The organism is Pedobacter sp. KH_004 (assembly GCF_057840755.1).
This window is the reverse complement of the sequence record NZ_CM174519.1, coordinates 359516-372385: the sequence shown is the minus strand read 5'-3', so window position 1 is coordinate 372385 and position 12870 is coordinate 359516. Positions and strand designations below refer to the sequence as shown.

Annotated in this window: 10 protein-coding genes; 9 read left to right on the top strand and 1 reads right to left on the bottom strand. The window is 37.6% G+C overall.

The window, feature by feature from the left end; all coding sequences use genetic code 11:
* The first annotated feature begins 5 nt into the window (after window positions 1-5).
* The 3 genes from AC3ITD_RS01630 to AC3ITD_RS01620 all read left to right on the top strand — a co-directional run bounded on the left by AC3ITD_RS01630 (window position 6) and on the right by AC3ITD_RS01620 (window position 2141).
* Window positions 6-1424 carry a DUF4374 domain-containing protein gene (locus AC3ITD_RS01630; RefSeq protein WP_489363445.1) on the top strand — a complete coding sequence of 473 codons (1419 nt, stop codon included), beginning with the start codon at window positions 6-8 and terminating at the stop codon, window positions 1422-1424.
* Between the two features lie 122 nt (window positions 1425-1546).
* Window positions 1547-1741, top strand: a complete 195-nt coding sequence (locus AC3ITD_RS01625) for a hypothetical protein (protein ID WP_489363443.1) — start codon at window positions 1547-1549, stop codon at window positions 1739-1741.
* Window positions 1731-2141 (top strand): transposase, encoded by a 411-nt coding sequence (locus AC3ITD_RS01620; protein WP_489363442.1) that lies wholly within the window; start codon window positions 1731-1733, stop codon window positions 2139-2141. The genes AC3ITD_RS01625 and AC3ITD_RS01620 overlap by 11 nt, the downstream gene beginning before the upstream one ends.
* Before the next feature lie 58 nt (window positions 2142-2199).
* Here the strand turns inward: AC3ITD_RS01620 and AC3ITD_RS01615 are convergent, their stop codons facing one another.
* Complete coding sequence (locus AC3ITD_RS01615; RefSeq protein ID WP_489363440.1) at window positions 2200-4419, bottom strand: NADP-dependent isocitrate dehydrogenase; 2220 nt, start codon at window positions 4417-4419, stop codon at window positions 2200-2202.
* A 261-nt stretch (window positions 4420-4680) separates the two neighbouring features.
* Here AC3ITD_RS01615 and AC3ITD_RS01610 point away from each other — a divergent pair, with 261 nt between their 5' ends.
* The 6 genes from AC3ITD_RS01610 (at window position 4681) to AC3ITD_RS01585 (ending at window position 12822) form a co-directional block, all read left to right on the top strand.
* Window positions 4681-5028, top strand: coding sequence for a hypothetical protein (locus AC3ITD_RS01610; RefSeq protein ID WP_489363438.1), 348 nt, complete (start codon window positions 4681-4683; stop codon window positions 5026-5028).
* Between the two features lie 387 nt (window positions 5029-5415).
* Window positions 5416-6639, top strand: coding sequence for an ankyrin repeat domain-containing protein (locus tag AC3ITD_RS01605; protein WP_489363436.1), 1224 nt, complete (start codon window positions 5416-5418; stop codon window positions 6637-6639).
* The gene (locus AC3ITD_RS01600) at window positions 6639-7832 is read left to right on the top strand and encodes an ankyrin repeat domain-containing protein (RefSeq protein WP_265798273.1); all 1194 of its coding nucleotides are present in this window, start codon (window positions 6639-6641) and stop codon (window positions 7830-7832) included. The genes AC3ITD_RS01605 and AC3ITD_RS01600 overlap by 1 nt, the downstream gene beginning before the upstream one ends.
* Window positions 7833-7850: 18 nt before the next feature.
* Window positions 7851-9191, top strand: a complete 1341-nt coding sequence (locus AC3ITD_RS01595; protein ID WP_489363433.1) for an ankyrin repeat domain-containing protein — start codon at window positions 7851-7853, stop codon at window positions 9189-9191.
* 177 nt (window positions 9192-9368) lie between these two features.
* On the top strand, window positions 9369-10688 hold the full coding sequence (locus tag AC3ITD_RS01590) for a PQQ-dependent sugar dehydrogenase (RefSeq protein ID WP_489363431.1): 1320 nt from the start codon (window positions 9369-9371) through the stop codon (window positions 10686-10688).
* Between the two features lie 85 nt (window positions 10689-10773).
* On the top strand, window positions 10774-12822 hold the full coding sequence (locus tag AC3ITD_RS01585) for a TonB-dependent receptor (protein WP_489363429.1): 2049 nt from the start codon (window positions 10774-10776) through the stop codon (window positions 12820-12822).
* Window positions 12823-12870: the final 48 nt, after the last annotated feature.

Below are 12870 nucleotides of genomic sequence, written 5' to 3'. Positions count from 1 at the left end.
ATAACATGAAAACTAATTTACTAAAAACCGCCTTATTCGGATCAGTATTGGCCATCAGTGCCTTAGCAGGTTGTAAAAAAGATGGTGGAGATTCACCAGAAACTGGTGTTTCGGGACCAGATATCTGGGATAGAAAATTTATAACATTGACTGCTGCTTTTCCAGATGCTGAAGGTACCGCTGGAAATGGTGGTACAAGAGCTTTTGCTATTACGCTTGCACAAGCTATTGACCCTAACTTCGAAGTAAATGTATTTGCGAATGGATACGGTTTAAGGTCTCAACGTACTGCCCGGGTACAAAGTTCTCCAAACGGAAACTTTTTATATAACATTCAGTATACAGGTACAGATGGTGGTATCTTCAATAAATATAAAGTAGAAGGCGATAAAAACTTTGTAGACACTCGTGAAGAGGTAAATACTGAGCCAATTCTTGGATCGTCTCCTCGTTGGGTAGTGGCTGGCGACGGCATTGGCATAGGTGTATTTGCATCATCTGTGATTACTGGCGCTCCGGCTACCGGCGCAGGAGCTGAATTTGTTGATGTAAAAAGTACTGCTAAACTTGCAGTGCTTAACTTAAATGATCCGCAAATTACCCGTCAAACAGAGTTTACTATACCTTTTACTGCTGAGCAAACCAAAGCAGGTTATCAAATTGGCCGAATCGATGTGCCGGTTTTAAATGCTGCGAAAACTAAAATTTTTATTGGTTGTAATGTGTCGAGAACAGATGTAACTAAGAAATCTGGTGTAAATACTGCTGGTACTGCGCAAACCTGGTCAACAGGCGTAAGAGAATTGGGTACAGCAACCTTGGTTGTTGATTACCCATCGTTAACCAACCCTAAATTGATCTTTGTAGACCCTAATATCAGTAAAGTAAACAACCACTCTTATCGCACCATGACGCAATATGTGGGTACCGATGGAAACGTTTATCAGGCTACAGCAACTTCTGGTTCTCAGATTTTGCGGATCAATGCTTCTACTAACGAATATGATAATACTTATAATTTCAATTTAAAGACTGCTTTAGGTACAGGCAATAATGTTGCTATCAGTGCATGGAGATATATTAAAGATGGTGTTGGCATCGTATTATTCACTGAAACTGGCGTTCAGGGCGGATACTTGGCATTGATCGATTTAAATGCTAAAACTGCAACCCGGTTAACTACAGAAAAACAAACTGATGGGGGTTACTCAGGTTTAACTGCTGCTCAAAATGGCGGAACAGCATTAACTGGTACCTTCGGTCAGTTTCAAAATATCGGCCTTGCAGGCGATAATGTCTATGTTCCAATGACGCCAAACGGTGTTGATGGAAATTTATATGTAATCAATTACAAAACCAAAACAGTTACTAAGGGTGCCAAATTAAAGAATCAATCGGGCAGCTTTTATCTGGGTGCTTACTAGCGAAACTAAATTATTTCTAACAGGGCAATCATTATGGTTGCCCTTTTTTGTTATTTAAATCCTTTTACATTTCAAATTAGCTCCTGATTTTATTTATATTCATAGGATGATTTAACGCTCCGATGAACGAAAAGTACCTGAACAAATACAGAAGTCCTTCTGCAAGATTGCAAACTTGGAATTATGCCAATGATGGCGCATATTTTATAACCATTTGTACAATGGACCTTCGTCATTTCTTTGGCCAGGTGAAGAGTGGGAAAATGATACTAACAAATGCGGGCGTAATTGCCGATATTTTGTGGCATGAAATATAACATCAATATCGAACTGGGAGAATTTATCGTAATGTCTAATCATATTTATGGGATTTTGATTTTGGATGGGAATAATGCGTCTCATCCCGGCTCCGAGGTACAGACAAGGCATGCCTTGTCTCTAGCGCCACAATACAACCCCCATCCCACCGTTGATATCCCAAAATCTCCCGGACAATCACGCTTTCAAAACCAGGGCAAAAACTCCATATCTTCTCTCGTCGGGGGCTATAAATCTGCTATTACCAAACATTGCAACAGACTGGGCATTGAATTTGGATGGCAAACCCGCTTTTACGACAATATAATCCGCGATAACCGGGCTTTCGAAAACATTTCTAATTACATTTTAAACAATGTAACTAAATGGGAGATCGATAAATTTCACAGCAAAAAATGATAAAAAAATCCCCAGCTGAAAAAGGTGCAGCTGGGGATTTAATGTTTAAAAGCTTATTTTATAACGATGCTAATGCAGTATTTAATGTAGGACTTGGACGCATTGCTTTACTAGTCAAATCATCATTTGGATGGTAATAGCCACCAATTTCCTGCGCTTTACCTTGAGAGCTGATTAACTCTTCTGTAATCTTCGCTTCGTTCTCAGTTAATGCTTTTGCCAAAGGCGCAAATCTTGCCTGCAACTCGGCATCCTTCGTTTGTGAGGCTAATGCCTCTGCCCAATACAAGGCCAAATAAAAGTGAGAACCACGGTTATCAATTGTTCCCAATTTTCTACCTGGCGATTTATCTGTAGCTAAGAATTTCGCATTTGCTTCATCTAGAGCATCAGCTAAAACCTGTGCTTTGCTATTATTTTGTGTTTGCGATAAATGCTCTAATGAAGCTTGTAAAGCCAAAAACTCACCTAAAGAATCCCAACGCAGGTAACCTTCGTGAATAAACTGCTCGATATGTTTCGGAGCAGAACCACCCGCACCCGTTTCAAACAAACCACCACCATTCATTAAAGGAACGATAGATAACATTTTAGCAGAAGTTCCTAATTCCAAAATCGGGAATAGATCTGTTAAATAATCCCTTAAAACATTACCAGTAACTGAGATAGTATCTTCGCCTTTACGAATACGCTCTAAAGTAAACTTGGTAGCCTCAATTGGCGCAAGAATGCGAATATCCAAACCTTCGGTATCGTGATCTTTTAAATATTTATTCACTTTAGCGATGATTTCTCTATCATGCGCCCTGTTTTCATCTAACCAGAAAACAGCAGGTGTTTCAGATAAACGAGCTCTGTTAACCGCTAATTTAACCCAATCCTGAATGGGCGCATCTTTGGTTTGGCACATCCGGAAAATATCTCCGGTTGAAACTTTTTGATCAAAGAAAACTTTTCCATCAGCATCAGTAACGCGAATTATTCCATTAGCGGCAGCCTGGAACGTTTTATCGTGCGATCCATATTCCTCTGCCTTTTGAGCCATTAAACCAACATTTGGCACCGAACCCATTGTGGTTACATCGAAAGCGCCGTTTGCTTTACAATCATCAATTGTAGCAGTATAAACACCAGCGTACGAGCGATCTGGAATTAGCGCAATCGTATCTTCAGGTTTACCTTCTTTATTCCACATTTGTCCCGAAGTACGAATCATTGCCGGCATCGAAGCATCAACAATCACATCACTTGGCACATGTAAATTTGTAATTCCTTTATCAGAATTTACCATGGCCAAAGCCGGACCATTTTCAATTGCCGCGGCTAATGCAGCTTCAACTTCTGCTTGTTGCGGATTGCCTGCAATTTTTGCATAAACATCGCCCAAACCATTGCGGGTATCAACATTCAATGCTTTAAAAAGATCAGCATACTTAGTGAATACATCAGCAAAATAAACTTCAACAATGGCACCGAAAATAATTGGATCAGAAACCTTCATCATTGTAGCTTTTAAATGTGCAGATAATAATACACCCGCAGCTTTTGCCTCTTTAATTTCTTTGGCAACAAAAGCTTTAAGGGCTGATAAACTCAAAGCTGATGAGTCGATCACCTCCCCTGCTTTTAATGGAGATAAACCTTTTAATTCAGCTACAGCACCATCTTCGGCCACGAATTCAATTTTAAACTGAGCAGCTTCTGCAACTGTGGTCGATTTTTCCGATCCGTAAAAATCGCCTTCAGTCATACTTACTACTTTAGTTTTCGAATCTGCAGACCACTTACCCATTGAATGAGGATTTTGTTTTGCATAATTCTTAACTGCCTTTGGTGCCCTCCGATCAGAATTTCCTTCACGTAAAACGGGATTAACTGCTGAACCTAAAACCTTTGAATATTTCGCTTTGATGGCTTTTTCTTCTTCAGTTTGTGCGTTGTCAGGATAGTTCGGTAATGCATAACCTTGCGATTGCAATTCAGTAATGGCATCTACCAATTGCGGGATAGATGCAGATATATTAGGTAATTTGATGATGTTCGCCTCCGGGGTTGTTGCCAATCCACCAAGTTCAGCTAATGCATCTCCAATTTTTTGATCGTCGTTTAAATACTCAGGAAAGTTTGCCAAAATTCTTCCTGCTAAAGAAATATCTCTGGTTTCTACATCAATACCTGCTGATGCGGTAAAAGCTTGTACAATAGGTAAAAGTGAATAAGTAGCCAACATTGGCGCCTCGTCGGTTTTGGTGTAGATAATTTTTGATGTATTTGACATGTTTAAATTGATTTTGCTTTAATAAGTTAAATATTACCTCGATTAAGATTGCAAACCGAGTTTTTTTAAATCGCCTAAAGATAAAATAATCGAATGAATTAAGGAACATTGTAATGTTATTTATAGCATCGATAAGATTGTGGCAACTATTTTTTCTAAAATGATCTAGTTAATGATTTTAGTTTTTAACTTTCAATTTGTCTACTGCAAAATGTTGCGTAATTACAAAAGTTAAACCTCCATGAACTTAATTTAAAATTGATGAAAACGAGATTTACAACTTCCTTATTTTATCTTCTATTCCTGTTAATTTCATGCAAAGCAGAACTGGGCAAAGGAAAATTGCTTCCTAACAAAGATGCTAAAAGTGTTTACGAAACACTGTATGCCAACAACAACCATGATGGACAAAGGATAGCCATCGAAGGATTTCTAAGTATTCAAAACTGGAGACAAAGAGGCGACGAAATTTACGGTGAACTGGTTGATGAAAAGGGCGAGCACCTTCTTTTCATCAAATTAAAAAATGACAAGAAAAATTCAATCAACCTTGGCAAAACAGGTGATTCAGAAAAGAAAAATAATCTGCACTATGAAGATTATGATTAAAAAAAATCGTTCTCTATCGCTAATGATGGAAAGCATATTCCTTTAGCAAACAAAATCATACTATCCTTCGATATTGTTTATTCTAAATACAAAGATACTGGTAAATATGTTGTAGTAGAGGTACCTGAAAAAACCAATGGTTTACCTTTTGAAAAATACATTAAAAAAGGAGACAAACAATTTCTATTTCAACCAGAGAACATCAGAATTGACGAGTCAAAATAAAATTTCTACACTTACTTCAGTACTTCCCTCCAAAAAATCAGCCCTAAATATTTTTATTATTTTACCCTAAATAATTGGCGATAAATGAATATTCGTTGGTTGAGTAATGAACAATCTCCGACTCATTTACGTTTATTATTTAGAAAACATGTATACAAAAACTTGACTACTACAACTAATATGAGTGAGCAGACTTTAGAACAACTTTTTAATTCAGCAAATTTCACAGACGCCTATGCTAAACTTTTAGCTGGCGAAAAACTTTCAAAAACATTGCAACCCCATCAGAAATCCCAAATATTAGATAATCTTTTCCGTGGTGAGCAATACGAAATTATTTTTCATTTGATTAAGGATAAAACCATCGAAACAGATGTTTATGAGTTCGAAAATTTTGATGGAAGCATTTTTCAAACGGTAATCAGGTATTTAAAAGCAGACGAAAAAGGTCGGGAGTTTTTCAAGGGTTTTATCTCAAAATTCGACAACCTTAATGATGAAGTTTCAGCACAAACCTTAATGGGCTATTTTTTTGAAAAGCTAGTGCCTCTTGAGCTGATCCAAATTTTAATTGATGCTGGTTGCGACGTGAATTTCAAAACCAATGCAGAAGAAAGCTACATCCACCAGGTGGTAAAAAACAACCAAAAAAGATTTGATTTAAATGAGGAGCAATTACATGAACTCCAAATAAGTTATCTCAATTTATTAATAAATGAAGGCTTAGAAGTCGATGCACAAAACATCGTGGAAAAAACGCCATTGATAAATGCAGTTGAATCTAACAAAATACAATTTCTCTCATTTCTACTAGAAAATGGAGCCAATCCAAACCTTTTAGATAAAACAGGAAATTCGGCTTTCTTTTATGCGGTAGCACATGTGCAAAGCATGAAGATGTACGATATCATGCGAGAATTTACACTACCGAATTTCGAGATGATAAATAAAAATCAAGTCACTTTATTATTTGAGTATGTAAGAATGATGTACAATTCGGATACTGAATGTACATTCCTGATTAAATTGTTGGAAGATGGGGCAGATCTTTACCAGCCTTCCGTTTATTACGGTACCGAAACCACACCACTGGATTTAATTGCTGAAAAACCTGCGGCAATTTTAGAAGCCGTTTTAGAAACTGGTAAAGTGGATATGAATAGAAATGATAATAAAGGGAACAGTTTACTGCATAAAGTTTGTGCGCAAAACGTCAATTATGAACCTGAAAAAGCAAAAGAAATTTATCGAAAAGTAAAGCTATTAATTGAAAATGGTGCTGACATCAAGGCTACAAATGACGAGGATAAAACCGCTTTAATGTTGGCTTCTGATGATAATTTAAAAATAAAAACAGTAGAATTGTTAATGAAAAACGCTCAATAATGTTAGAAGAATCGATACGAAACAGAGATTTTGCCAGCACAATTGCAGCACTTGCGAACGGTGAAAAATTGCCAGCTGATCTAAATATTCAGGTGAAAGCTATGCTGATGGAGATTTTAATTGAACAAAAGCAATTCGACATTCTACATCTTTTTGTAAAAAATAAAATAATCGAAACTGATATTTATGAATACGACAGTTTCCAATATAGCTTCTTCGATGTTTTGTTCAATTACAGGAAAATTGATGATGAAATAAATGCGTTTTTTGACACGTTTATCAGTGATTTTACGAATATAAACGATGAGATAAAAGGTGAAACTTTACTCAGCTTCGCATTTCTTCGTGGTGCTACTTTAAGCTGTATCCAAAGCTTAGTTAATTATGGTTGCGACATTAATTTCATGAATCATGAGGATGAAAACATCATTCATCAATTGGTGAAAGCGAATGCACCACATGGGCTGGGTGGCGATGAATATATTCAACGCATGCATCATTATATCAGTCCATTGGCTCAAATGGGATTAAATGTAGATGCGCCAAACATCAAAAATGAAACTGCCTTAATTTCTGCGCTAAGGTTTCGAAAGCCATTTTTTATCGACGTACTTTTAGCCAATGGCGCTGACCCAAACCATGTTGACAATGAGGGAAACAACGCATTTTACTACGCCATCATCTGGAATCACGACCTTAATGCTTACTTAAAACTTAGCGAATATGCATCGCCAAATTTAAATGAGATAAACGGTGTCGGCCAAACAGCGTTGTTCAATTATATCACAGAAATTAATTTTGATAGTTTGGAAACCAACCAGGCTATCATTAAGCAGTTGATAAATGATGGTGCAGATTTACAAAAAGCATGTAACCGTTATGGAGAGCAAAAAACAGCTTTAGATATGGCTGCAGGAAAATCTGTCGAAATTATTCATGCGATTTTAGACGCAGGCATTGTTGATATCAATGCTCAAGATGAAAAAGGCAATACTTTATTGCATAAGGTTTGCGCTTATGATGTAAATGACGATCATGAAAAAGCGAAAGAAACCTACCGAAAGGTCAAACTTTTGCTCGAAAATGGTGCCGATGCAAGTATCAGTAATGATCAAGACCAAACGCCAATGATGCTTGCATCGAATGATAATTACAAAATAAAAACAGTAGAACTTTTAATGAAACAAGCTTAATAGAAAAAAATTATGTCGATGTCATTTATAATTGCCTGCGAAAGCGGTAAGCGAAAAATTGCCGAGCTTTTATTGGCAAACAAAGAAGTTGAAGTTGGTTATACCGATGAAAAGGGCAGAACTGCGCTGCACTATGCAGCCCACCGCGGCTATTTGGATTTAGTGCAGATCTTGATAAATGAGGGAACTGATTTGGATTATGCCGATCACGCAGGTGAAACACCATTTTACTTCGCTTGCTTACAAAAGCAGAAACAAACGGCGCTGTATCTTTTAGATCAAGGCGCAAAAATCGACATTAACGATTATAAAGGAAACAGTCTGCTACACATTACCGCTCAAAACGGACAAATAGAGGTTTTGGAAAAATTATTAGAAAAAGGTTTGGAGGTTGATAAAGAAAACAACGAAGCGCAAACTGCCTTACTTATTGCTGCCAGTTGGCGAAATAAAGACGTGGTACAAATGCTTTTAAACCATGGCGCAAATATCAACACCACCGATAAAGAAGGAAACTCACCTTTACTTTTTGCAGTAAAATCCAAAAACACGCCAATGGTAGAATTGATTTTGGAGAATGGCGGCAACATTAACCACGTAAATCACCAGGGCGAATCTGCTTTATTAATTGCCTGTTACGGTTCGAACAGAATGCTAACTAAAATTTTGGTCGATAAAGGTGCTGATATTTTTGTCTCCTCAAAAAACGGCCTCTCTCCTATCTGGTATGCCTGTGCCAATAATCAAAAGGAAATTGTTGAGCTCTTTTTAAACAATGGTGTAAATGTAAATTATGCAAAGCCATTAACCCACAATGATGATTCGATGTATTCTTACCTCGACTGGGTGGAAACCGCCAACAATATTTCAATCTCGGCGAGTTTTTCTTTGAATGGTTCTTATGAATATGGTGGCGAAAGTATGCTACATGTTGCCGCTAAGAGTGGCCATTTAAATATGTTGAAATTACTTTTAGAGAAGGGTGCCGATGTAAATATTCAAGATGAAAGCGGCAACACAGCTTTGCACTATGCGTCTGCAAATGGCAAGAAAGATGTGGTAAAATTTCTTCTGGAAAAAGCTGCCGATCCTACCATTGTAAATGTTAAGGAGCAAAAAGCGATCGATTATTCAAACATTAAAGGCTTTAATGAGATTACTGAGTTATTATTGAAATTTGGACCATCAAACATTTCTCCGCAAGCCACTAAAACACCTTTACAAGAAACGGCTGAACCGGCCAAAAATGATATGGCAAGTAAAAAGCAAGCCTTGCTTGATTTGAAAGAATTGTTGGATGCTGGAATTTTATCGCAAGAAGAATTTGATGGTGAAAAATTAAAGATTTTAAAGGGATAGTGATATTTGCTATAAGAGTTTGCAATAGTTAAAATCTTCAATAAAACATGCAGTACAGTTGCCTTGATAAGTAAATAGCTTATCGAGGCAATACGCTAAACCAGCACCGCAAAACATCTGCTTTAATTTTCTGTTATATTTTGCGTGAAACACATCCCTTTCTCAAAAATACAGATTATGAAAAAACAGATTCTCTACACTACTTTATTTTCAGCCACAATATTATTCGGCTGCCAATCTAACAAAACATCAGAAAAGCAGGGCGACTCCACTACGGTAAGCACAGAAAATCAACAGGTAAATTTACCAGCTCCAGATACAACAGCGGCTAAAAATAAATTTAGCAAAGTGATAGGTTGGCCAGAGAATAAAATGCCAACAGCACCCGAAGGATTTGTGGTAAGCAAATTCGCATCAAATATTAAAAGTCCGCGGAACACTTATATTGCTCCTAATGGAGATGTATTAATTGTTTTGAGCAACTCCGAACGCAGCACAAAAGAAAAAGTGGCAAATGCGGTTACTGGCAAAGCAAAATCTGAAGTTGCTGGCGAAAGTGCCAATACCATTCTATTGTATCGCGATGCGGATAAAGATGGTGTTGCAGAGTTGAAAACCACTTTCTTAACAGGTCTCAATCAACCTTACGGCGTAACCATCATTGGAAATTCGTTCTATGTCGCGAATACTGATGGTCTTTTGCAATATCCATATAAAACTGGTGACACCAAAATTACGGGCACCGGCAAGAAAATTTTGAGTCTTCCTGCTGGCGGATATAATAACCATTGGACCAGAAATTTAATTACCAATGCGGACAAAAGCAAAATCTATATTACTGTAGGTTCTGGTAGTAACGTCGGCGAAAACGGCATGGAAAATGAGGTAAAAAGAGCAAATATTTTAGAAATAAATCCTGATGGGACAGGGGAAAAAATTTACGCAAGCGGGTTGCGCAACCCTGTTGGCGTAGATTGGGCGCCTGGCACCAACATGTTATGGACTGCGGTTAACGAGCGTGATGGTTTGGGCGACGATTTGGTTCCTGATTATATTACCAGCGTAAAACCAGGTGGTTTTTATGGATGGCCTTATGCCTACTTCGGTCAAAATGAAGACCCACGGTTGAAAGGGCAAAAGCCAGAATTGGTAAAGAAAACAAATGTGCCAGATGTGGCAGTCGGTTCACATACGGCTTCACTTGGCTTGGCATTTTATAAGGGCGATAAATTCCCTTCGAAATACCAGGGAGGTGCATTTGTTGGTCAGCATGGTTCGTGGAACCGTTCGGCTTTAGCAGGCTACAAGGTAATTTTTGTTCCGTTTAAGGATGGTAAACCTACAGGGAAACCAGAAGATTTTTTAACAGGTTTTATCGCTGATGTAGAAAAAGCAGAAGTTTATGGCAGACCAGTTGGCGTGACCCAAACACCAGATGGTGCAATTTTAGTTGCTGATGATGTGAGCGGTGTAGTTTGGAAGGTTGCAGCCAAGTAATTTAAGTATTGATCTTCAATTCGCAGATTAAAGTTCTACATTAGGCTTTATCTGCGAATTGCTTTTTATTCCAAATCATCACGTATTGAAATCGTTTCCATTTTTAATTTTAGTAGTTTTTAGCTTAGAAGTTGGCGCACAAAACATTCCAATTGATACCGCTAAAAAACTTGAAGAAGTTGTTGTAAAAGGCTATTACAATAAGCAGCCCTTGTTAAGATCGGTTTCAGCGGTAAATTTACTCGATAGCAACCAACTGAAAAACCAGCAACATTCTTCGTTGGTAAGTGCATTCAATTCCGTTACCGGTGTAAGGATGGAAGAAAGATCGCCTGGCAGTTATCGCTTATCGCTACGCGGAAGTCTATTGCGTTCACCTTTTGGGATCAGGAACATCAAAATTTATCTAGACGAAATTCCACTCACAGATGCAGGAGGAAATACTTATTTAAATTCAATTGATCCTTTGGCTTTGCAATCAGTTGAAATTTACAAAGGGCCTGAAGCCAATATTTTTGGCGCCAATACAGGTGGAGCAATATTAATTTCTTTAACTGATGAAAATACAAATAAGGCTAAAGCAACAGTTACTGCCGGGTCTTATGGCTTATTTCATCAAACTGCGCAAATTCAGCACCAATTCAAAAAATACAGTTTCAATATTTTCCAGGGTTATCAACGGAGCGATGGATATAGAGAAAATAGCGACATGAGCCGGAAGTACTTTCAAACGGCACATCAATTAAATTACAATAAGGGGAGCTTAAAAGTTTTTGCATTTTGCAGCGACTTAAATTACAATACTCCTGGCGGACTTACCTTTCAGCAGCTGGAGCAAAACCCCAGATCGGCGAGACCCGCAACAGCCACATTACCCGGAGCGATTGCCCAAAAAGCAGGTATATTTAATAAATCAACGCTAGCTGGCCTCACCAATAGCTATCAAATTGCATCAAAATTTAAACATGTCATTTCCCTTTTTACCTCTTATACCGATTTCAAAAACCCATTTATAACTAACTATGAAAAACGTTATGAAAGTACATTAGGATTAAGAACTTTCGTTGAATATGCAGAATCGGAAAACGACCTTAAATGGAATGCACAGCTTGGTGCCGAAGCTGCAGGAACTAAAACACAAATTAAAAATTTTGACAATAGCGCAGGCGAGCCTTCAAATCTGCAAGCATTTGACCGGTTAAAAGCGAACCAGGATTTTGCCTTTGCCAGGATAAATTTTGACATTAAGAGAAAACTTTTGGTGGAGCTGGCTACAAGTATTAATTTCTTCAATTATGAGTACGAAAGCGTTTTCCCAATTCCTGTAGAAGTACAAAAACGTAAATTCCGTAACCAGGTAATGCCAAAAATTGCAGCCTCCTATTTATTAAGTAAGTCAGTTTCGTTAAGAGCATCCGTTAGTAAAGGTTATTCGCCACCTACTATTGCCGAAGTTCGGGCATCAGATACTAACATAAATAATAACCTCCAAGCCGAGCTAGGCTGGAATTATGAAGCTGGTATGCGCTTTAACAGCAAAAACAACCGTTTTTATGCCAGTGCAAATATTTTTCATTTCGAATTACAGGATGCCATCGTAAGAAGGTTAAACGCAAATGATATGGAATACTTTATTAACGCTGGAGGAACCAAACAACAAGGCGTTGAATTGGAAACATCACTTTGGGTATGGAAAAGCGATATTTCATTGGTTAGCGGCATTCAATTTAGAAGCAATTATACTTACAACCATTTCAGATTTAGGGATTTTCAAAATGGAAATTTAAATTTTTCTGGCAATAGATTGACTGGAGTACCTGCTAATATATTGGTGAGCAGTTTGCTGATGGAGTTCAAAAAGGGAATTTATCTTTTTGCTCAACATAACTACACTTCCGCCATACCGCTTAACGATAGCAATGCTGCTTTTGCAGAAAAATATAACCTCGTAGAAATAAAAACCGGCATCAATAAATTAAAAATTGGCAAACTAAATTCTGATCTTTTTGTAGGAATAAATAACCTGTTTAACGAAAAATATAGTCTAGGAAATGATTTAAACGCAGTAGGTAACCGATTTTACAACCCGGCTGCTGGCATAAATTTCTATATCGGCACCGCTTTAAAACTTTAGTAGCAAATTAAAACTGAAACGCCGATTTGCTAAGCTCAGCATTTCAGT

Excerpts from the sequence above, each read along its gene's own strand:
- AC3ITD_RS01630 (WP_489363445.1), top strand. The coding sequence starts at position 6 with ATGAAAACTAATTTACTAAAAACCGCCTTATTCGGATCAGTATTGGCC.
- AC3ITD_RS01620 (WP_489363442.1), top strand. The coding sequence starts at position 1,731 with ATGAAATATAACATCAATATCGAACTGGGAGAATTTATCGTAATGTCT.
- AC3ITD_RS01595 (WP_489363433.1), top strand. The coding sequence starts at position 7,851 with ATGTCATTTATAATTGCCTGCGAAAGCGGTAAGCGAAAAATTGCCGAG.
- AC3ITD_RS01610 (WP_489363438.1), top strand. The coding sequence starts at position 4,681 with ATGAAAACGAGATTTACAACTTCCTTATTTTATCTTCTATTCCTGTTA.
- AC3ITD_RS01625 (WP_489363443.1), top strand. The coding sequence starts at position 1,547 with ATGAACGAAAAGTACCTGAACAAATACAGAAGTCCTTCTGCAAGATTG.
- AC3ITD_RS01590 (WP_489363431.1), top strand. The coding sequence starts at position 9,369 with ATGAAAAAACAGATTCTCTACACTACTTTATTTTCAGCCACAATATTA.
- AC3ITD_RS01600 (WP_265798273.1), top strand. The coding sequence starts at position 6,639 with ATGTTAGAAGAATCGATACGAAACAGAGATTTTGCCAGCACAATTGCA.
- AC3ITD_RS01615 (WP_489363440.1), bottom strand. The coding sequence starts at position 4,419 with ATGTCAAATACATCAAAAATTATCTACACCAAAACCGACGAGGCGCCA.